Source organism: Bovifimicola ammoniilytica (genome assembly GCF_025567085.1).
In the GTDB taxonomy this organism is placed as follows: domain Bacteria; phylum Bacillota; class Clostridia; order Lachnospirales; family Lachnospiraceae; genus Bovifimicola; species Bovifimicola ammoniilytica.
This window is the reverse complement of sequence record NZ_JAOQJN010000011.1, coordinates 16,506-39,219: the sequence shown is the minus strand read 5'-3', so window position 1 is coordinate 39,219 and position 22,714 is coordinate 16,506. Positions and strand designations below refer to the sequence as shown.

General features: G+C 32.0%; 22 protein-coding genes. 19 read left to right on the top strand and 3 right to left on the bottom strand.

The window, feature by feature from the left end:
- Window positions 1–6: 6 nt before the first annotated feature.
- The 11 genes from OCV48_RS12605 (at window position 7) to OCV48_RS12555 (ending at window position 12,397) form a co-directional block, all read left to right on the top strand.
- Complete coding sequence (locus tag OCV48_RS12605; RefSeq protein WP_147592124.1) at window positions 7–819, top strand: TlyA family RNA methyltransferase; 813 nt, start codon at window positions 7–9, stop codon at window positions 817–819.
- A 155-nt stretch (window positions 820–974) separates the two neighbouring features.
- Window positions 975–1,832, top strand: coding sequence for an NAD(+)/NADH kinase (locus OCV48_RS12600; protein WP_021983446.1), 858 nt, complete (start codon window positions 975–977; stop codon window positions 1,830–1,832).
- A gap of 52 nt (window positions 1,833–1,884) precedes the next feature.
- Window positions 1,885–2,337, top strand: coding sequence for an arginine repressor (locus OCV48_RS12595; RefSeq protein WP_021983447.1), 453 nt, complete (start codon window positions 1,885–1,887; stop codon window positions 2,335–2,337).
- 25 nt (window positions 2,338–2,362) lie between these two features.
- On the top strand, window positions 2,363–4,054 hold the full coding sequence (recN, locus tag OCV48_RS12590) for a DNA repair protein RecN (protein ID WP_147592123.1): 1,692 nt from the start codon (window positions 2,363–2,365) through the stop codon (window positions 4,052–4,054).
- A gap of 73 nt (window positions 4,055–4,127) precedes the next feature.
- Window positions 4,128–5,357: a SpoIVB peptidase gene (spoIVB, locus tag OCV48_RS12585; protein ID WP_262559843.1), complete on the top strand. Its 1,230-nt coding sequence runs from the start codon at window positions 4,128–4,130 to the stop codon at window positions 5,355–5,357.
- Between the two features lie 285 nt (window positions 5,358–5,642).
- On the top strand, window positions 5,643–6,446 hold the full coding sequence (locus tag OCV48_RS12580; RefSeq protein ID WP_147592121.1) for a transporter substrate-binding domain-containing protein: 804 nt from the start codon (window positions 5,643–5,645) through the stop codon (window positions 6,444–6,446).
- A gap of 27 nt (window positions 6,447–6,473) precedes the next feature.
- A complete protein-coding gene (locus OCV48_RS12575) occupies window positions 6,474–8,663 on the top strand; it encodes an ATP-binding protein (protein ID WP_147592120.1) in 2,190 nt (729 codons plus the stop codon).
- A gap of 153 nt (window positions 8,664–8,816) precedes the next feature.
- A complete protein-coding gene (gene spo0A / locus OCV48_RS12570) occupies window positions 8,817–9,614 on the top strand; it encodes a sporulation transcription factor Spo0A (protein ID WP_021983452.1) in 798 nt (265 codons plus the stop codon).
- 158 nt (window positions 9,615–9,772) lie between these two features.
- Entirely contained in the window at window positions 9,773–11,218 is a 1,446-nt protein-coding gene (gene glgA / locus OCV48_RS12565) for a glycogen synthase GlgA (protein WP_147592119.1), read from the top strand.
- Window positions 11,219–11,230: 12 nt separating this feature from the next.
- Window positions 11,231–11,800, top strand: coding sequence for an HD domain-containing protein (locus tag OCV48_RS12560; protein ID WP_021983454.1), 570 nt, complete (start codon window positions 11,231–11,233; stop codon window positions 11,798–11,800).
- 18 nt (window positions 11,801–11,818) lie between these two features.
- Window positions 11,819–12,397, top strand: a complete 579-nt coding sequence (locus OCV48_RS12555; protein WP_021983455.1) for a putative ABC transporter permease — start codon at window positions 11,819–11,821, stop codon at window positions 12,395–12,397.
- Between the two features lie 128 nt (window positions 12,398–12,525).
- On the opposite strand, the gene OCV48_RS12550 is transcribed toward OCV48_RS12555, so the two are convergent.
- On the bottom strand, window positions 12,526–12,855 hold the full coding sequence (locus tag OCV48_RS12550) for a DUF1292 domain-containing protein (RefSeq protein WP_021983456.1): 330 nt from the start codon (window positions 12,853–12,855) through the stop codon (window positions 12,526–12,528).
- A 282-nt stretch (window positions 12,856–13,137) separates the two neighbouring features.
- On the opposite strand from OCV48_RS12550, the gene OCV48_RS12545 reads away from it, so the two are divergent.
- From OCV48_RS12545 to OCV48_RS12510, 8 genes are all read left to right on the top strand, one after another.
- Window positions 13,138–14,130 carry a biotin--[acetyl-CoA-carboxylase] ligase gene (locus OCV48_RS12545; protein ID WP_147592118.1) on the top strand — a complete coding sequence of 331 codons (993 nt, stop codon included), beginning with the start codon at window positions 13,138–13,140 and terminating at the stop codon, window positions 14,128–14,130.
- Window positions 14,131–14,245: 115 nt separating this feature from the next.
- The gene (locus OCV48_RS12540; protein ID WP_147592117.1) at window positions 14,246–15,841 is read left to right on the top strand and encodes an alpha-amylase; all 1,596 of its coding nucleotides are present in this window, start codon (window positions 14,246–14,248) and stop codon (window positions 15,839–15,841) included.
- Between the two features lie 20 nt (window positions 15,842–15,861).
- Window positions 15,862–17,652, top strand: a complete 1,791-nt coding sequence (locus tag OCV48_RS12535) for an aminopeptidase P family protein (RefSeq protein ID WP_147592116.1) — start codon at window positions 15,862–15,864, stop codon at window positions 17,650–17,652.
- A gap of 223 nt (window positions 17,653–17,875) precedes the next feature.
- The gene (gene thiS, locus OCV48_RS12530) at window positions 17,876–18,067 is read left to right on the top strand and encodes a sulfur carrier protein ThiS (RefSeq protein ID WP_262559842.1); all 192 of its coding nucleotides are present in this window, start codon (window positions 17,876–17,878) and stop codon (window positions 18,065–18,067) included.
- Complete coding sequence (thiF, locus tag OCV48_RS12525; RefSeq protein ID WP_021983461.1) at window positions 18,060–18,707, top strand: sulfur carrier protein ThiS adenylyltransferase ThiF; 648 nt, start codon at window positions 18,060–18,062, stop codon at window positions 18,705–18,707. Before thiS ends, thiF begins: the two co-directional genes overlap by 8 nt.
- 86 nt (window positions 18,708–18,793) lie before the next feature.
- On the top strand, window positions 18,794–19,579 hold the full coding sequence (locus OCV48_RS12520; protein ID WP_147592115.1) for a thiazole synthase: 786 nt from the start codon (window positions 18,794–18,796) through the stop codon (window positions 19,577–19,579).
- Between the two features lie 95 nt (window positions 19,580–19,674).
- The gene (gene thiH / locus OCV48_RS12515; RefSeq protein ID WP_147592114.1) at window positions 19,675–20,847 is read left to right on the top strand and encodes a 2-iminoacetate synthase ThiH; all 1,173 of its coding nucleotides are present in this window, start codon (window positions 19,675–19,677) and stop codon (window positions 20,845–20,847) included.
- Entirely contained in the window at window positions 20,840–21,562 is a 723-nt protein-coding gene (locus OCV48_RS12510; protein WP_262559841.1) for a thiamine phosphate synthase, read from the top strand. Before thiH ends, OCV48_RS12510 begins: the two co-directional genes overlap by 8 nt.
- 194 nt (window positions 21,563–21,756) lie before the next feature.
- Here OCV48_RS12510 and OCV48_RS12505 read toward each other — a convergent pair whose 3' ends face one another.
- Both OCV48_RS12505 and OCV48_RS12500 read right to left on the bottom strand, forming a co-directional pair.
- Window positions 21,757–22,032 (bottom strand): hypothetical protein, encoded by a 276-nt coding sequence (locus tag OCV48_RS12505; RefSeq protein ID WP_021983465.1) that lies wholly within the window; start codon window positions 22,030–22,032, stop codon window positions 21,757–21,759.
- 24 nt (window positions 22,033–22,056) lie between these two features.
- The gene (locus OCV48_RS12500) at window positions 22,057–22,653 is read right to left on the bottom strand and encodes a hypothetical protein (RefSeq protein ID WP_147592113.1); all 597 of its coding nucleotides are present in this window, start codon (window positions 22,651–22,653) and stop codon (window positions 22,057–22,059) included.
- Between the last annotated feature and the right edge of the window lie 61 nt (window positions 22,654–22,714).

Sequence of the window (22,714 nt, the reverse complement as noted above, 5' to 3'; positions counted from 1 at the left end):
TTTAAATTGAAAGAAAGATTAGATGTACTGCTTGTTAAAGGTGGTTTTGCAGAGTCAAGAGAGAAAGCAAAAGCCATAATAATGAGTGGAAATGTGTTTGTAAATAATAACAGAGAAGATAAAGCTGGACAGACATTTGATGAAAAAGCCATAATAGAAGTCAGGGGAAATACCCTTAAATATGTAAGCAGGGGTGGACTTAAACTTGAAAAGGCAATGGCGAATTTCGAGGTAAGCATAGATGGCAAAATCTGTATGGACGTTGGTGCATCGACAGGTGGATTTACGGATTGTATGCTTCAAAATGGTGCAGTGAAAGTGTATTCAATCGATGTAGGACATGGACAACTTGCATGGAAATTAAGGCAGGACGAAAGAGTTGTATGTATGGAGAAAACGAATATCAGATATGTAACGAATGAAGATATTCCTGATTTAATAGATTTTTCATCAATTGATGTATCGTTTATATCACTTACTAAAGTCTTAGGACCCGTAAGAAATCTTCTTGCTGACAATGGACAGGTTGTATGTCTTATTAAGCCGCAGTTTGAAGCAGGCAGAGAGAAAGTCGGTAAAAAGGGTGTTGTACGTGATAAGAAAGTACATATAGAAGTAATCGAAATGGTTGTCGAGTTTGCTAAAAGCATAGGCTTTAATGTATTAAATCTTGATTTTTCACCTATAAAGGGACCTGAAGGAAATATAGAATATTTACTTCATATTGAAAAGGGAGAAAATGCAGATACTATTAATAAAACAGATTTAGATTTAATTAATAAAATTGTCGAAAAAGCCCATGATACACTTGATAAATAAAATACAAATATTTAATCTGTTATGCATTAAGACTACATATAGTTATAAAAACTACATATAGGTTTAAAATATCATACAGATATATAGCTATATACAATGATATATTCTAAAATATATGCTATGTTACTTTAACCAATATAAGGAATTGAGAATAGATGAAAAAATTTTATATAGTTTCTAATGTTTCAAAGGATTATGAATTTAAAACAACAAAGAAAATAGTGAGTTTTCTTGAAAGTCATAATATGGACTGCAAGGTAAATTCGATGCCATCAACTCAGAAAAATGTTAATATGAGATACACTAATCCTGAAGACGTGGATAAAGATACAGATTGTATTATTGTAATAGGTGGAGATGGAACACTTATTCAGGCAGCGAGAGATTTAAGAACCTTAGATATTCCATTAATCGGAGTAAATATGGGACATTTAGGATTCCTTGCTGAAATTGAACAGGATAATCTAGAAGAAACCCTTGAAATGATTATGAATAATAAATGCAAAATAGAGTCAAGAATTATGTTAAGTGGTTCAGTATACAGAGATGGCAAGGTAGTATATAAAGATATTTCTCTTAATGACATAGTGTTTGGCAGAGCTGGTAACTTAAGGGTAATAGATTTTAAAATCTATGTTAATAATGAATACTTAAATCTCTATAGTGCAGACGGGGTAATTATTGCTACTCCAACTGGCTCAACAGCATATAATCTTTCGGCGGGTGGACCAATTTTAGAACCGTGTGCAAATATAATGGTAATTACTCCAATCTGCTCTCATACACTAAGTCAGAGAAGTATAGTATTATCAGCTGATTCGGATATTAAAATTGAAATCTGTTCTAACAGACATTCGGATGATAATGATACTAAAGCATATTTCGATGGAAATTCTTCGTTTATATTGAAAGCAGGAGATATAATAGAGGTTAGTAAATCGCATCTCAGCACAAAGATTATGAAATTAAACAGAATGAGTTTTGTTGAAGTGCTGCATAATAAAATGAATTAATAAACTCAGATTTTTGATTTCAAATATATTTAGAGAATGGAGGTTAGCAAAGATGAAATTAGAACGTCACAGTAAAATCATTGAATTAATTAATCAGTATGACATCGAAACTCAGGATGAATTAGCTGATTTACTTAATAAATGTGGCTATAATGTTACACAGGCAACTGTTTCAAGAGACATAAGACAGTTGAAACTGATAAAGCAGTCTGTTGATGGCAAGCAGAAATATGTTGTATTGCAGGGCAATCTTTATGAAATGAATGATAAGTATATAAGAATACTTAAGGATGGTTTTGTTTCAATGGCAATGGCACAGAATATTTTAGTTATTAAGACTGTATCGGGAATGGCGATGGCTGTCGCAGCAGCATTAGATGCTATGGAATGGAATGAAATTGTCGGCTGCATAGCAGGTGATGATACGATAATGTGTGCGATAAAGAGTACAGATGATACTTTGATTGTAATGGATAAGTTAAATAAACTGTTAGAAAGAGTTTAAAAAGTGCTTACAGAATGGAGAAAATATGTTAATTAATGTAAATGTAAGAAATTTAGCACTGATTAAGGAAGCTGATGTATATTTTAATGAGGGACTTAATATACTTACAGGTGAGACAGGTGCGGGTAAATCAATTATTATTGGTTCGATTTTAATAGCCCTCGGTGGGAAATTATCTAAGGATATGGTAAGAGATGATAAAAAAGAGGCATTAGTGGAATTAGTATTCTCACTTCAGAATAGAAATATTGTCGATAAATTACATAATATGGGTGTAAGCATTGAAGAGGATGGACAATTGATTATTTCTAGAAAAATTTTGAACGGAAGAAGTACAATTAAAGTAAATGGGGAAACTTTTAATGTCTCAGCACTTAAGAATGTAACGGAATTATTGATTGATATTCATGGTCAGCACGACCACCAGTCATTATTAAAGAGAGATAAACAGTTAGTAATCCTGGACGATTTTGCAGAAGAAGATATCAAAGATTTAAAAAATGAGCTCAAAAATGAATATCAGGTATATCAGAGCCTTAAAGATGAACTTAAAGAGTATGATATTGATGATGATGCAAGAAACAGGGAAATATCATTCTGCCAGTTCGAAATAGATGAAATAGATAATGCACATCTTAAATATGGCGAATATGAAGAAGTTGAAGAAGCTTATAAGAAGATGTCATCTGCAAAAGATATAATTTTTAAGATGAATGAGGTATATGAATTATTAGGTGGCGGCGGTTTTGATGGAACTTCAGACCGCATAAGTAATGCCTTGAAAACAGCACAGAGTGCAAGTGAATTAGACAAAGATATTGATGGAATAACTGAAAGTCTTATGGATTTAGAAAGCATTTGCCAGGATACGGTAAGAGCTGTAAAGGAATACGTTGATAATATGTCTTTCGATGAAGAGGAGACAATAGCTGTTGAACAAAGATTAGATGAACTTAACCGCTTAAGACAAAAATATGAACAGAAAAAAGTTCATAATGATATTGTTAAAAATATTTTAGAATACAGAAATTCACAGGAAGAAAAGTTAAATAAACTTATTGATTTAGAGAATAGAAAGAACCTTATTTTAGATAAGATAAAAGTATCTGAAGAAAAACTTGATCAATTAAGTGAAAAATTAACTGAAAGAAGAAAGAAAAATGCAAGTGTATTAGCAGATAACATTGAAAATGTGTTAAAAGGATTAAATTTCTTAGATGCAAGATTTAATATCGAATTTAACAAATGTGAACATTTCAGGGAAAATGGAAGAGATGATATAGAATTTGTAATTGCTACTAATCCAGGAGAAGATTTAAAGCCATTGAGTAAAGTAGCCTCAGGTGGTGAATTATCAAGAATAATGTTAGGTATAAAGACTATTATGGCTAAGAGAGACGATATTGAAACATTAATTTTTGATGAAATTGATACCGGAATAAGTGGAAGAACTGCACAGATGGTTGCAGAGCGAATGAAGGAAATAAGTAAAATTCATCAGATTATCTGTATAACGCATTTACCACAGATTGCAGCAATGGCTGATAATCATTATCTTATTGAGAAAGAAGTTAAAGACAATATTACCGAAACAAATATTTATCTTCTTGATGATGAAGAATCCGTTAATGAATTAGCCAGAATGTTAGGTGGTGTGGAAATAACCAAAACAGTTTTAGACAATGCAAGAGAAATGAAGAGTCTTGTTAACAATTAACAGTTTGAAAACACTCCATTATCATATAATAATTTATAGAACACATAAATATTATATGGAATGGAGTGTTTTTATGAGATTAAAAAAATATAGAAAGACATTAATTGGATTATTTATATTTGGAATCTTTTTTACGGGAATATATTCATATAAATACTTAAATGATAATATACCAGATGAGATAAATGTGTATTCAACAGAGGATGCAAAAATTAATTTACATTTTCCGGTATCCTTTGAAATTAAAGCCGAAAGTGTTGAAGCATCTTCTAAATCTAATAATAGTAGTGGACATTTTATAAGTGAAAAATACAATTTACAAACGAAAATATTTGGATTAATTCCTGCAAAAACTGTGGAAGTAAATGTGATTGATAAAACACAGATTATGCCATGTGGTATTCCCATAGGTATATATTTACAGACAAATGGTGTAATGATTATAGGAACTGGAAAAGTGACAGATTCAAACGGTAATGTAAGCTATCCGGCAGAAAATATAATCTTAGAAAATGATTATATTTTTTCGCTAAATGATATAGAAGTTAATACAAAATCACAATTAACATTTTTAATTAACAAATATGGAAGTAAGGATATTATTCTTGGAATTAGAAGAAATGGCAATGAAATAAAAGTTAAAGTAACACCTGTATGTGTTGGAAATAATGAATATAAGATTGGTATATGGGTAAGAGATGATTCGCAGGGAATAGGAACTCTGACTTTTATTACAAAAGATGGTAAATTCGGTGCTTTAGGACATGGTATAAGTGATGTGGACACCGGTAAACTACTTGGCTCAATCAATGGCATTTTATATAAGGCTGACATATGGGGAATCAAAAAAGGAAAAAACGGAAGTCCTGGTGGTTTGTTAGGATCTATTTCTTATGAAAAAAACAAAGAATATGGAACAATAAATAGTAATACTAATCATGGGATTTTTGGACAGGCAAATGAAATGCTTATAAATGAATGTACATTTGAGTATATGGATATAGGACTTAAACAGGACGTAAAAAAAGGAAAAGCAATCATAAGATGCACTGTAGATGGAACTATAAAGGATTATGAAATTGAAATAATTAAGGTAGACTATTCTAACAGCCATAAAAATAAGGGAATGGTTATCGAGATTACAGATGAAGAGCTCTTAGATAAGACAGGTGGCATAGTTCAGGGAATGAGTGGGAGTCCGATAGTACAGAATGGTAAGATAATCGGTGCAGTAACCCATGTATTCATAAACAATTCAACTAAAGGCTACGGCATTTTTATAGAAAATATGCTAAAACATTGAGTCCAAGCAAAAATCAGGAATAGAAGTCATCGTGAGCTTGCTCACAAGATGAACTTATATTTCTGATTTTTATGTGGCGAAAGCCACGCAGCGAGGAAAAGCAGAGCTTTTACGAGCCTTGCTTGGACAAGTAAGGTTTTTACGAGCTTATGTAAAATTTTTGCCTATAATTTGTCGATAAATTATAGACAATATCTCAATTTATAAGTATAATTAAGAAAATTAATTTGATTATGTATCAATGTACTATGGTAAAATGGGAAAATACTAAAAAAGGTGGATTATATGAGAAAATATATATTTGCGATATGTGTCGGAATAGTGGCTATGTGTTTGTGTGTGGGTTGCAATAAGAATAAAAAGAGAAAAAGTGATGTTGATTTACCACAGTTAATTATCGGGAGTGATAATTATGACCCATATTATTTTATTAATGAGCAGGGAAAGACAGTAGGAATTGATGTAGAACTTGCGAAAGAGGCTTGTAGAAGAATCGGATACAAACCGGTATTTAAGAATATTATATGGGATAACAAGGATAGTGAATTAGAAGCAGGAAATATTGATTGCATCTGGGGAAGTTATACGATGACAGGAAGAGAAAATGAGTATCAATGGGCAGGACCATATATGTATAGTCATCAGGTTATAGTGGTCAGTGCAGAAAGTAATATAAAGACAATAGAGGGACTTAAGGATAAGAAAATAGCCGTACAGGTTACTGGAAAACCAGAGGAGATTTTCCTAAAGAGATTAGATAACAGAATACCTGAAGTTGAAGATGTATATAGTTTTTCTGATATAAAAGAAGTATTTGCATGCTTAAGAGAGGGATATGTAGATGCCATTGCAGGACATGAAAGCACATTGAATAAGTTTATCGATGAAAATAATGGTGATTATTATGTCCTTGATGAGAATTTATATATATCTGAATTAGGTGTTGCATTTCTAAATAATTATAAAAATAAAGAGTTAATACATAAACTTTCTGATACACTCGAAGATATGAGAAAAGATGGAACGATTGAAAATATTTTAGATAAATATGATATAAGTCCCCAAGAGGCTTATATAGACAGAGAGTGAATTAAGGAAAGACAGAGTATTTAAGATATGAGAAAAGGCAGTAAAAAGTTAAAAGAATTAAATGTTGAAATAAATCAGGCTTCTAGAAGAAAATGTAGGAAGATAAATATATTTTTTCTGGCGATTTTAATTGGTGTAATAATCATTTTTATAGAATATATTGTACTTACTAATCGTGATATGAAAGCGACAGACAAAATTTCTAAAAAGACAATACTGTATTTGGAGAAGAATATTAATAATTATGAGAATACAGTATTAAATGACAGAACAAATAGCCTGATAGTTATTCAGGAGAAGAATACAGAATTAAATAATGCGTTATTGCGAGATGGTGAATTTGGTATTGGTGAATTAGAAGATTATATAGATGATCAGCATATAACAGGTGCTATGGTTATTGATAATAGTCTTAATGTTGTAATGGAAACTAATACAGATAATAAAGGTTATGAATACTGGTATAACTTAATACATAGTGAAATGGTAAGCGATATCCTTAAATATCATCAGAAATCATATATGACACGTATAAAAAGAGATGGTGAAAGCTATGATTTTGTAGCATGCTATTGTGAAAGTTCCAATGGATTAGTTGTTATATATAATGCCTGTGACTTAGCAAAAACTGATAATGGATATAGTTTAGATTCATTATTTGCTGATTGTATAATTAAAATGAACGGAATTATTGTTGTTACAGATGAAGATAATATTGTTGCATCTAATTCTAAAAGGCTACGTGGACTTAAAACGGAAATGTGTTATAAGATATTTAACATTGATAATCTGATTGAGTTAGACAAAATGATTAAATTAAATACAGAGAATAAGACGTGGTATGGAAGAGGTTCTGAAATAAACGGGTATAGGGTATTTGCTTTTTTTAATGAAAAAAAAGTATTTGAAACAAGAAGAATAGTTATTTTCTATAGTCTGGTTATTTTTCTTATATTTTTATTACTTTTATCTATAATATATTACTTGATTGCAAATAATAACTTAGCACAATTGAAAGAATATCAGAAACAACTCTATAAATCAATGGAACAGGAGAAGAGAGCTAATAGTGCAAAAACAGATTTTCTCAGGCGAATGAGTCATGACATAAGGACACCTATTAATGGAATACGAGGAATGGTTGAAATTAGCAGACATAATATCGGAAATGAAGCTAAACAGATAGAATGTCTTAATAAGATTATGGATGCATCAGGTTTTTTGCTTGATCTTGTTAATAGTGTTTTGGATATGAATAAATTAGAGTCCGGTGAGATTAGATTAGAAGAAAAATCATTTGATATAAAAGAGATAATAGATGCAATTATTCCGATGCTGGAAATAAGGGCATCTGATTGTGGAATCAGTATAGACTGGGGAAAAAACAGAAAAGAACATATATTAGTTATTGGAAGTCCTTTACATTTACAGCAGATATTACAGAATATAATCAGCAATGCCATTAAGTATAACAATGAAAATGGTATGGTTAAATTTGAAAGATCTATTGTATATAAAGATGATAAAATGGTAAATGTAAGATTTATCTGTGAAGATACGGGAATCGGTATGAGCAAAGAGTTTCAAAGGAAAGCATTTGAACCATTTGCACAGGAGGATATTCCTGTCAGACCTAAGTATACAGGAACGGGTTTAGGGCTTGCAATTGTAAAAGAATTAGTTGATCAGATGAATGGTACAATCACATTTACAAGTGAACTTGGCAAGGGAACTAAATTTATAATTACAATCCCATTTGCACTTAATACATCTGAAGAAACAGCTAAGATAACGGATAATATTAGTCATTATTCAATAAATGGAGCTAAGATTTTAGTGGTTGAAGATAATGCTATCAATATGGAGATAATAGAATTCTTGCTTGAAAATGAGGGGGCAATTATAACGAAAGCCATAAATGGTAAAGAATGTGTTGATATATTCAACGAATCAGAGACAGGTGAATTTGACATAATCTTAATGGATATAATGATGCCGGTCATGAATGGACTTGATGCAACACGTTATATCAGAAAGTTAGAACGTGCTGATTCTAAGACCATTCCAATTATTGCTATGACCGCCAATGCATATACAGATGATATTGAAATCAGTATTAAAGCGGGTATGAACGGACATCTTTCAAAACCTCTTAACACAACTGAGTTAAAGGAGATTATCGGAAAATATTATTGTGAAATGAAAGAAAGCATATAAATAGTCTTAGAAAACAATATCGGCAAATACAGATAAAACATAAAAGTCGAATTGTGTCGAAATTATACGATGATATTCAGTTGCAATAATTTGTATGAAAATATATAATAATGTATGTTAAAAAATAGAAATAAACAGGAGGATTAAGGGGAAATGGAAAAGCTTAATGTTGTTATAGCAGAAGACAATGAAAGAATTTTGCAGATATTAGACGATTTACTTAGCAGTGATGAAGAGATTGAGGTAGTTGGTAAGGCAAAAAATGGTGAAGAGGCAATTAATGTTATTGCTAAACAGGAACCTGATGTTGCATTAATAGATGTAATTATGCCGAAATTTGATGGACTTGCGGTTATGGACAAGATAAATAAGAATTCAACTATGAAAAAGAAGCCTGCATTTATCGTATTATCAGCTGTTGGAAGAGAGACTATAACAGATGATGCTTTTAACCTTGGAGCATGTTATTACATTATGAAACCATTTGATAATGAGATGGTATTAAATCGTGTAAAGCATATGAAGAACAGTATTAAAAAGAAGAGTCTGGAGCCTAGAAAGATTAATTCATTCGAGAATAAAAAAGAATACATAGAAAGAAATCTTGAAAGTGATGTTACAAATATCATTCACGAGGTAGGTGTACCGGCGCATATTAAGGGATATCAGTTTCTTCGAGATGCAATTATAATGTCAATTAATGACATGGAGATGCTCAATTCGATAACGAAGATTTTATATCCAACAATTGCTAAGAAGAATAATACTACGCCAAGCAGAGTTGAAAGAGCAATAAGACACGCGATAGAAGTTGCATGGACAAGAGGAAAAATGGATACTATAGATGAATTATTCGGATATACTGTAAATAATGGTAAGGGTAAACCTACTAATTCAGAATTCATTGCACTTATAGCTGATAAAATCAGATTAGAATATAAGTGTAATTAGATAAAAAACACTTTAAATGATATGAAAAATGAGTTATAATATCTTTATATGTAAATATGAATATTATTATAGCTCTTTTTTTGAGCCACGTTATTAATGTTAATAGACATTTTGCCTGCGTAAGAAAGCAGGGAGAGTAGAAAGGTTTGGTTGCTTATATGAAGAAGATACTGTTTGTTGCATCAGAGGCAGTTCCTTTTATTAAAACAGGAGGACTTGCAGATGTAGTTGGTTCTTTACCAAAATGCTTTGATAAAAATGAATTTGATGTGCGTGTAATATTGCCAAAATATCTTAGTATGCCATGGCATTTTACAGAAAAGTTAGAATTTATTTCATACTTTTATATGGATATAGGATATAGAAGTAAATATGTTGGCGTATTTAAGTTAGTTTATGATGAAATAACCTTTTATTTTATAGATAATGAGGCATATTTTGGTGGTCCAAAGCCTTATGGTGATTTGAAATATGACTTAGAGAAATTCGCATTTTTCTCAAGAGCAGCATTATCTGTTCTTCCTGTTATAGGATTCAAGCCAGATATTGTTCATTGTCACGACTGGCAGACAGGTCTCGTTCCAGTATATATGAAAGATAGCTTCAGAGGTGGCGAATTCTATCAGAATATGAAGTCAATAATGACAATACATAACCTTAAATTCCAGGGTGTATGGGATATTAAGACAATTCAGGCTGACTCAGGTCTTTCAGATTATTATTTTACATCTGATAAACTTAAGGTATATGATGATGCGAATCTCCTGAAAGGTGGTATTGCATACGCAGATTTCATTACAACAGTTAGTGAGACCTATGCTGAAGAGATTAAGACTGCATTTTATGGTGAAGGACTTGACGGATTAATGAGAGCCAGAAGTAATTCACTTTGTGGAATTGTAAATGGTATTGATTATAATGAATATAATCCTGAAACAGATGACAGAATACCTTATAAATATAATGCAATTAATTTCAGAAAAGAGAAATATAAGAACAAGCTTGCACTTCAGGAGCAATTAGGCCTGGAAGTTAATAAAGATAAATTTATGATAGGTCTTGTATCAAGACTTACAGACCAGAAAGGACTTGATTTAATTGCCTGCGTTATGGATGAGATATGTACAGATGACGTACAGTTTGTAATCCTTGGAACAGGTGAAGAGAAATATGAGAATATGTTCAGATATTATGATTGGAAGTATGGCAATAGAGTTTCAGCTAATATCTATTATTCAGAAGATATGTCACACAGAGTATATGCTGCTTGTGATGCATTTTTAATGCCATCATTATTTGAGCCTTGTGGACTCAGCCAGTTGATGAGTTTAAGATATGGAACTATTCCGATTGTAAGAGAGACGGGAGGTCTTAAGGATACTGTTGAACCATATAATCAATATGAAAGTACAGGCACAGGTTTCTCATTCAAGAATTATAATGCTCACGAAATGCTTGACATTATCCGTTATGCAAAATATATTTATTATAATAACAAGAGAGAGTGGAATAAGCTAATAGACAGAGCTATGGCAGCAGACTTCTCTTGGGCTAACTCAGCTAAGAAGTATGAAAATCTTTATAATTGGTTACTTGGCTGGTAGGAAGGAATTCTGATGAATAAAGAAATCTATGGTGATATCAGAAAAAATGATATTATCAGGAAACTTAATACAGAAAAATGGTTAACTGGTAAGGAATGTCTTAATGACAAGAGATATATGGAATGTGTCTATGATATAATGGATAATGAGAAGTTTCAGGAGATGGATAAATATATCCAGCATGGAACAACTACGACATTAGAACATTGCATATCAGTATCTTATATAAGTTATAAGATATGTAAATATTACAATTTTGATTATATTTCGGCAGCAAGAGGTGGTTTGTTACATGATTTGTTCCTGTATGACTGGCATACACACAGCAAGAATACAGGAGAACATTTCCATGGTTTTACTCATCCACGTACAGCACTTAATAATGCTGATAAATATTTTGAACTAAATGACGTTGAAAGAGATATTATTCTTAAACATATGTGGCCGCTTACAGTAATTCCGCCTAAGACAATGGAGGGTTATGTTGTAATGTATGTAGATAAATATTGTGGCTTTTTAGAAACAGTTAATCGTATAAAGAAGAAATTGCCTGATTTTGAAAATGCAATAAAAATACATTAAGAATATGGAGATTTAGATATGTGGAACGTTAGAGTACCGGGAATTGGAGAAAATTTTTATAATTTCGCGTTATGGTTTTTAGTGTACAGTGTTATGGGTTGGGTTGTTGAAACTATCTATATTTCTTATTGCAATAAGAAATTTATTAACAGAGGCTTTATTCATGGACCGATATGTCCGATATATGGCTTTGGTGGAATCTTTGTACATACAGCTTTAAAAAGCTTCTCAGGTCATTATGTGACAATATTTATCTTAGGTTCCTGTCTTGCAACCTGTGTTGAATTTATGACAGCTAAGATTATGATTAAGGTATTTGGTTGTTTATGGTGGGATTATAGTAATAAACCATTTAATTACAAAGGAATACTCTGCTTAGAGAGTTGTGTTGCGTGGGGCTTATATTCCGTTGCAGATGCAGCATTTATTAAGAATGTCGTATTTATGGGAATAATGAAAATCCCGTTTAAGATAGGCAAAGCGATTGTACTTGTAGCATTTATCTATTATACAATTGACTTTACAATAAGTGCATATATGTCAACAAAAGGCAAGGTTGAATCAGAAGATAATAATATACTGCAGTTTAAGGTATAGAAATATATAATAACAAACACAAGAGAATAAAAAAGAAGAGTGCCAAAGTTCGGTTCTTTTAATAAGAATTGAACCTTTGACACTCTTCTTTAGTTTGAAATTACGGTACAAAATTTTTAGGACTGGAATTAGTCATCGAGTTCATCTTCAGGAATTAATTCATCATATTCCTGAGAATCTAATAGTTCGTCAAAAGCATCCGCAACTGCTTCATATTCATCATCATCTAAGATATTGTCTAAAGATGGTTCGCCTTCTTCTGATTCCATATATTTATATAAATATACTTCACCCTCTTCAGCAGCTTCGCCTTCAAGTGGAAGAAGTGCGATATAATCATTTTCTCCTACAGGGAAAATAGTAAGAACAGCACATTCAACACTTGTACCATCATCAAGTTCAAGAGTAACAGTAGCTTCCTCATCATTTTCTAATTCCTGATTTTCTAAATCGTTCATTTACAAACCTCACTTCAATATTATTAAGAAGAAAACATCTTCTTTTGATACTTTAACAGATAGTATTATAAAATGCAATATAAAATATACTAAGCCACAGATAATTTTCATAATATATAAAGTGTCGTATAAACACGAAAAAAATCGACTAAAGAAGTATTTATAAGATTTGATAGCCTAAATAACAAATTAAGTTTAAAAGGCTTTAAAAACTTGTTGATTTGGTGTAAAATACAGAAATAGTAAAATCGATTATTTTAATACATAAGGATTGGTGTAAAAATGAGTGTAAAAGATAACGTTTTAAAAATTTTAGAAAATAATAAAGGACAACATTTCTCAGGAGAAGAAATAGCTAAAGAATTAGATGTTAGCAGAAGTGCTGTATGGAAAGCTGTAAAGACACTTACAAAAGAGGGTTATAATATAGTTGGAATAAATAACAAGGGATATTGTATGTTAGAAAATAGCGATGTTATTATAAGAGAAGAGATAAATAAAAATCTGAATAAGGAATTACGTGATAAAGCTGATATAGAAGTCTATAAGACAATAACATCAACTAATGCAGTTCTCAAGAAGATGGCTTCAGAAGGTGCAAAAGAATGGAAAATATTAGTCGCAGAAGAACAGACTAATGGAAGAGGCAGACTTAACAGGAATTTCTATTCGCCATCGAATAGTGGAATATATATGAGTATTTTATTAAAACCTGAGGTTATATCAACAGAAGCATTATTTATTACAACAATGGCCGCAGTAGCTGTTTCAGAAGCAATCGAGAAATTGACTAATGTCAAAACAGAAATCAAATGGGTTAATGATGTGTATTGCAATGGTAAAAAGGTATGCGGTATTCTTACAGAAGCATCACTGAACTTAGAGAATGGTAAACTTGACTATGCAGTTTTAGGAATTGGAATTAATTTAAAAACACCTAAAGATGAATTCCCGGAGGATATAAGAAATATAGCGGCAGGTTTTATGGATGGTGCAGAGTATGAAATAGAAAATCTCCGTTCAAGGATAACTTCCGAAGTATTGTCAAATATATATAAATATTACAAGCATTTAGAAAAACACAAATTTATGGATAAATACAAAGAGAAATCAATGCTTATAGGTAAATATGTATACATAAAAGACAAAGAACCAAAAGAACAACTTTTAGTTAAAGATATTGATGATAATACTGCGGCACTTGTAGTCGAACACAGTGACGGAAGAATAGAAAAACTGTCTACAGGCGAAGTTTCAGTAAGACCTATGGATTAATACATTATGTCATTTGATAAAGAAATCGATAATGCATTAGTAGCTTATTAAAAAATTATTAAATAACAGATTATATATGAATTAAATTATAATGATTTAAAGAAAGGTTTTCGTTATGGATAGAAATAAAACGATGATGCAGGATTTTGAATGGTACTTAAAACCTGACGCATCACATTGGAAGAGAGTAGCAAAAGAAGCTCCTGTATTAAAAGCAGCCGGGATTACATCGGTATGGTTACCACCGGCATATAAAGGTGCAAGTGGCATAAATGATGTAGGATATGCAGTTTATGACTTGTATGATTTAGGTGAATTTAACCAGAAAAGCACTATACCTACTAAATACGGAACTAAAGATGAGTATCTTGAGGCTGTTAGAACTTTGCAACAGAATAATATAGAAGTGTTAGCTGATGTTGTATTAGGTCATCGAATGGGTGCAGATGAAAAAGAGCGTATCTTTGCATATGGTTATGATGAAAATGATAGAAATGTAGAGATTCAGGGTAAAAAAAAGATTACTGTATGGACTAAATTCACGTTTCCGGGACGAAATGGTAAATATTCTAATTTCAAATGGGACTGGACGAATTTTCATGGAACAGACTATGATGCTAAAAGTCAGGAAAATGGCATCTATAGATTCATTGGTAAAGAATGGGATAGTGATGTTGATGGTGAATTTGGTAACTATGATTATCTTATGGGCGTTGACTTAGATATGAGTGACGAGGAAGTGGTAGAAGAATTAGACAGATGGGGAAAATGGTATTTTGAATTCACTGGTGTTGATGGCTTCAGATTAGATGCTGTTAAGCATATTGACTTCAATTTCTATAAGAATTGGCTGACAAGCCTTAGAAAAGAATTTAATAAACCGATATTTGCGGTTGGTGAATATTGGAATGCGGAATTACCTATTCTGGAAAGATATATTGAGAAAACTGAATCAACACTTTCATTATTTGATGTTCCATTGCATTTTAATATGTATCATGCATCAAGAAGTAATGGTTATTTTGATATGAGATATATCCTTAAGAACACATTATTAAGTTCAAGACCTGACTTATCAGTCACTTTTGTAGATAATCATGATACACAGTATGGTCAGGCTTTGGAGTCTTTCGTACTTGAATGGTTTAAACCACATGCGTATTCACTTATTTTACTTCGAAATGAGGGATATCCATGTGTATTCTATGGTGATTTCTACGGAATACCACATGATAAGATAAAGCCTGTTAAAGATTTGAAAACCTTGCTTAAATTAAGAACCTATAATGCCTACGGAAGATTACACGATTATTTTGATGATGATAAGATTGTAGGCTGGACTTTAGAAGGTGTCGATGAATATAAGAATTCAGGTCTGGCAGTTTTAATGACAGTTGAAAAGGGTGGTAGTAAGAAGATGTATGTCGGAAAACATTTTGCAGGACTTACATTTGTAGATGCACTTAGAAATATAGCTGAAAATGTAGTAATTGATGAAGATGGCTTCGGAACATTCAAGGTTAATGATGGTTCAGTTTCTGTATACCGTTTGAAAATTGGACAAACTGTTGATGCAAGAAGTGAAGAACTATTTGTCGATGAACACGAAGTATCTGCATATGCTGAAGTTGTTAACGGAACAGAACCAGAGACTTTCTATGGAAGTAATTATAAACATTTAGAAGAAAATACTTCTGAAATGATGGAATAAACAAGATGGTGGCGAAATAAATGGATAGAATCAAAGAATTAAGAGATGTTATGAGAAAACACGACATCGATATATATTACATTCCTACTGATGATTATCACAGTTCAGAATTTGTAGGTGATTATTTTAAAGTAAGGGAATACATTTCAGGTTTTACAGGTTCAGCCGGAACATTAATTGTAACAATGAATGAAGCAGGACTTTGGACTGACGGCAGATATTTTCTGCAGGCAGAAGATGAATTAAAAGACAGTGAGATTGTTTTATACAGAGCGGAAATGGAGGGTGTTCCTACAATTGACGAGTTTATGCTCAGCAGATTAGAAGATGATATGATTCTTGGCTTTGACGGAAGATGTATGGTTGCTTCATCTGTCATTAATCTTAGAAGAAAGATTGAGAATTGTGGTAAAGTAGTACGTATTGTATCAGATGTAGATCTATCAGCCGAGATATGGCAGGACAGACCTGAACTTCCGGGTTCTGATGCATTTATACTTGATGAAGAATACAGTGGTGAAAGTGCTGTATCTAAGATAGAAAGATTGCGAGACAGAATGTCAGAATTAAATGTATATGGACATATTATAACAACTTTGGATGATATAGCATGGCTTTTAAATATTCGTGCAAATGATATAGAATATAGTCCATTATTATTAAGCTATCTTACAGTAACTGACAGTAAGATAACACTTTATTGCAATCAGTGTTCTGTCTCTAAAATAAGTGAATATCTTAAAGGGATAAATGTTGAAATTAAGGATTATAATGAAATATATAATGATTTACCTAAGATGATATTGATATCTAAAGGCAGACCTATACTTGCAGACATTGATAAGATAAATTATCTGTTATATAAGAAATTATTTAAAGGCAAGATTCTTAATATGGTTAATCCGACAACTAAGATGAAGGCAATGAAAAATGAGACAGAAGTCCTAAATGAAGCCAAAGCACATATTAAGGACGGAATTGCATATGTCAAATTCTTATATTGGTTTAATCAAAATATCAGTAAAGGCATTACTGAGTTAGATATAGCGAACAAATTACTAGAGGAACGTTCAAAGATGGAAGGCTTCATTGAAGAGAGTTTTGAGGCTATTCTGGCTTATGGAAGTCATGGTGCAATCGTACATTATTCGCCTGATGAGGCATCAAACATAGAATTGCAGGATAAATCATTTGTTCTTATAGATACAGGTGCTCATTATCTTGAAGGAACAACTGATATTACGAGAACCCTAGCCTGTGGAGAACTTACGAAAGAAGAAAAAGATAATTATACACTCGTCCTTAAAGGTAATTTAGCTCTTGGAGATGCGAAATTCCTATATGGGCTTACGGGTGCAAACTTAGATATTCTTGCCAGAAGTGCATTATGGCGTAAAGGACTTGACTACAATCATGGAACAGGACATGGTGTGGGATATCTTATGAATGTACATGAGGGACCTAATAATATCAGATGGAGACTTGGAAAAGGTAAGAATCTGAGTGCCGTCATTGAACCAGGTATGATTACATCTAACGAGCCAGGTGTATATATAACAGGTAAATACGGAATACGACTTGAGAATATGATTGTATGTAAAGAAAGAGAAAAAAATGATTTTGGACGTTTTATGGAATTTGAAACCCTGACAATAGTACCATTTGACATAAACGCAATTAATATTGATATGTTAGATGAGCATGAGAAAATGCTCTTAAATGACTATCACAAAAATGTCAATAAAATAATTTCTCCATTTTTAGACAGTAAAGAGAAAGAATTCTTAGATAGAATTACTAGAGAGATATAAATATAAAAATAAAAATATGACTTATTATATATTGACTTATATAAAATATTATGCTATCTTAACACACAGAGTGCAGACAAAAGTCACACGAAGGGGTACACCACCTTGGGTGTATCTTTTTGTGTGGCTTTTTTGCTTACCAGGAAATTTCGTTGAAATTGTCCTGGTAAGCAAAAAAGCTCCGCGAAGATCACACTGCGGCGGAGCAGAAATGAGGATTATTATGAAAATAAATGGAAAAATAACTGCTGCCACATATAAGAATATTGAAGAATTATTAACAGATAATGGCTATAAAATAAAATATGTAGCAGTTGAATGTAATGGGAACATAATACCGAAGAATATGTATGGTAAATATGTTCCAGGTGCTGATGATGTAATAGAAGTAGTGACGTTTGTAGGAGGTGGCTGATATAATTACAAGAGAAGAGATAAAAAAAGCACTTGAGATTAGGCACACTAAAGAGGGACAGGCTAAGTTAACTAATTCAAAAGTTGCAATTATGGGATTGGGTGGATTAGGTTCTAATATTGCTATAGCGTGTGCAAGAATGGGGATTGGTGAAATGCTTCTGGTAGATTTCGATGTTGTGGATATCACAAATATATTCAGACAGAATTACAGATTAGAACACATCGGAAGATATAAGACAGAATGTATTAAAGAAGAAATATCAGAAATCAATCCATATCTTAAGGTTAATACTATAAATACCAGGATTACAAGAAAAAATGTGCTAGAAATTCTAGGAGATTATAAGATAATCTGTGAAGCCTTTGATAAAGGCGAGACTAAATCTGAAATAATTGATGAAATATTATCAAAGTCGGAAGATAAAATCATAATCTCCGGAAATGGTATGGCAGGTATAAAAAGCGTTAATCTTATCAGAACCAGACAGTTTGGAGATAGGTTATATATCTGTGGTGACTTAGAAAATGGTATTGAAATTGAAGGAACACTTATGTCTCCACGGGTGAGTGCCTGTGCTATGCATCAGGCAAATGTCGTAGCTAATCTGATTCTGTCAGATGGCAAGGTTGATTTATAATTTTAAAAAAGTGTAAATAAAAGTTTATATAAAAATGAATTAAGAAAGGAATCTGATAGATAAAACTAATCAGATTATGTGGAAAAATGACAATATCAGAAAAAGAAAATGATAAATTAGTAATCGGAGGTCATTCGTTTAATTCACGATTCATCTTAGGTTCAGGAAAGTATTCGCTAGAACTTATTAAGTCAGCAGTTGAGAATGCGAAAGCTGAGATAATTACATTAGCACTTAGAAGAGCTAATAGTACAAGTATGGAAAATATACTTGATTATATACCAGAAAATGTAACACTTCTTCCTAATACATCAGGAGCAAGAAATGCTGATGAAGCCGTAAGAATAGCAAGACTTGCAAGAGAATTAGGTTGTGGTGATTTTATCAAGATAGAAATAATGAAAGATACAAAGTATTTATTGCCTGATAATTATGAGACAATCAAGGCAACCGAAATACTTGTGAAAGATGGTTTTGTAGTTATGCCTTATATGTATCCGGACTTAAATGTTGCAAGAGCATTAAGAGATTCGGGTGCTGCTTCAATTATGCCACTTGCAGCACCTATTGGAACAAACAGAGGACTTTGTACAAAAGATTTTATACAGATACTAATTGACGAAATTGATTTACCAATAATAGTAGATGCTGGAATAGGCAAGCCATCGCAGGCATGCGAAGCTATGGAGATGGGAGCTGCTGCGATAATGTCTAATACGGCAATTGCTACAGCTAAAAACATTCCTTTAATGGCTGAAGCATTCAGAAAAGCCATTGAAGCCGGAAGAAGTGCATATTTAGCCAAGACTGGTCGTGTGTTAAACAGTGGTTCGGAGGCATCATCACCACTTACAGGATTTTTAGAAAAATAATCTTCGATACGAGTATTTTGTACATAGCTATTTGTTTCGGAGCGAAAATAAATAGCACTTATGGCAGAAGAGAAATCGCTCAGAAATGAGGAAATATGGAAATAGCAGAAAATAGAAAAGAAAACCGAATTAATCATATGGATTATCTTCCTGATATGGAAGTGATAGATTCTGGCATTGCTGATGAAGTAATTAACAAAATGAATGCATACAATCCGGATGAATATACTAAGGACGATGTTTTAGAAGCACTCAGTAAAGAGGTTCTTAGTGCAGAAGATTTTGCGGCATTATTATCACCTGCTGCATCTGGATATATAGAAGAGATGGCTAGAAAAGCCCAGATAGAAACGAGAAAACATTTCGGAAATTCCATATATATGTTTACGCCATTATACATAGCAAATTATTGTGAAAACTATTGTATCTATTGTGGTTTTAACTGTCATAATAAGATACATAGGGCGAAACTTACTTACGAAGAAATAGAAAAGGAAATGAAAGCAATTGCAGATACAGGATTAGAAGAAATACTTTTACTTACCGGTGAGAGTAAGAAAATGTCTAATGTGAAATATATCGGAGAAGCCTGTAAAATAGCAAGAAAATATTTTAAATTAGTTGGCTTAGAAGTATATCCGATGAATTCTGATGAATATGCTTATTTACATAAATGTGGTGCTGATTATGTCACTGTATTTCAGGAGACATATAATTCTGATAAGTATGAGACATTACATCTTGCAGGACATAAACGAATTTTTCCTTATAGAGTTAATGCACAGGAAAGAGCATTAATGGGTGGAATGAGAGGAGTTGGTTTTGCAGCGTTATTAGGACTTGATGATTTTAGAAAAGATGCATTTGCAACAGGAATACATGCATATCTTATCCAAAAGAAGTACCCTCATGCAGAGATAGCATTTTCGTGTCCGAGACTCAGGCCTATAATTAATAATGATAAGATTAATCCTAAAGATGTCCATGAGCCACAGCTTTTACAGATAATCTGTGCCTACAGATTGTTTATGCCATTTGCAAGCATAACAATATCAACAAGAGAGTGTGAAAGATTCAGAAATAATATAATAAATATTGCCGCAACAAAGATTTCAGCAGGGGTGGGAGTAGGCGTAGGCGGACATGGAGAAGAGAAAAAAGGTGATGAACAGTTTGAAATCTCTGACTCACGTTCAGTAAGTGAGGTATATAATGCAATAAAAAAACAGGGACTTACACCTGTAATGAGTGAATATATTTATGTCTGATACTATGAATAATATAATTGCTATCACAAACAGAAAACTTTGTAGGAATCGTTCATTTGATGAAGCTATCGATACCGCATTAGAAGATAATGTGAGATACATTATTATAAGAGAAAAAGATTTATCGATACAAGAATATATAAAATTTGTAAATGATATTCAACTTCATATACATAATATATTTCCTGATACGCAGACGAAAATAATTATGAACCTTGGAAATGTACAAAATACCTTTGAATTATTTGAAATAATTAATAATACAGGATGCAGAAATGTACATATGCCGGTTTATACATTAGATAAGCTGGAAACATCTGATTTTGGTAATCGAAATAGCAGTTTTAATAGTATCAGAAACGATATTGCTGATAAAAATATTAATAATATTTATACCGGGGTTAGCAATACAGAGATTAATAATATTATTAATTATATACAAAAAGAGATAGAAATATTTGGAATATCCATTCACTCCATAAATGATATAGAGAAAACATGCAGATTTAAACCTGATTATTATATTGCAGGACATATATTTAATACTGAATGTAAGAAAGGTAAAGTACCGCGAGGACTTGATTTTATTGAAAATATTTGTAAATCGACAGATATACCAGTGTACGGAGTTGGCGGGATTAATAAAGATAATATGAAAGAAGTGATAAATGCCGGGGCAAGTGGTGTATGTATGATGTCTGAGTATTTTCACTGACTGTTTCAGTATTAATTGATTTTGAACAATTAATTTAGAATAAAGAATGTCGCCTGCGACATTCTTCGCCTGCGGCGGATTACGATAGAAACATTTTCTGCTCCGACGCAGTGCAATCCTTGCGGAGCGTTTTTGCTTACCAGAACAATTTCAACGAATTTTCATAGTACGTAAGAATCAAATTGTGCAGGAAATCAGCCTGCACGATTCGATGATATAATTTTTGCTAATTTTCTAACGGTATCTAATTTAGATATCTGCTCTTTAGTCATATTTGTTTTTAAGGCATTTATTATAACATCAGTTTCGGCATCTGAGAAATTAATTCCTTTAGCATTGGCAGTTGCGGCAGCATTCAGAAAAAATGGTATGAGATTTTCGGAAGATACATTTTCTGACTGCCTTATAATTTCTGATAAAAGATTGAGTTTTTCAGGTGAAATTCCTGATATGTTATTATAGTTATCCATAAAATTACTCTCCATATTAAGATTTTATTTGTTTTTATTAAGCAAGGAAGAATAAGTGTCAAACATTGCACGCTGGCTTGGTGAAAGCATATTCTTCAAAGCATCAATATCAATATTAGCAGGAATATTGTCAGGTGATGAATTACTCTGTTTGTTATTAGGATTGTCATTATCATAATCTGTACCATTAATAAAACTGCCATTTTCTATGTTAGAAGCGTCAGATTTATTACCCGAATTATAAACTGGACCATCCGGATTATTAAAATTAAAAGACTCGGGACGTAGGGCAGGAAGATTTAAAGATTTATATGTGTTATACATATTAAATGCATTTACCATATTCATAAACATATCGATTAAATTCTTTTCTTCGGTATTAAGATAAGGCTTTACGGCATTGATTAATTCAATAGGTTTATTCTTATGATTATTATCAGAACCATTATCGCAGGCACTTAGCAAGTTATCGTGAGAGGTATTAAAACTATTTCTCATTATATTAAATTCCTCGATTTTTATATAATAGGAAATAACTTTTTGCATAGTAGATGGAACATATGGCAGAGATGCCTTTAAAATATTAAGTGGCTTGTTTGAAAATAAATCGTTTGAACTCATCAGATACTCATTTCTGCATTATGCGTTTTTCATTTTTTTAAATACTATGAAAAGTTTATGA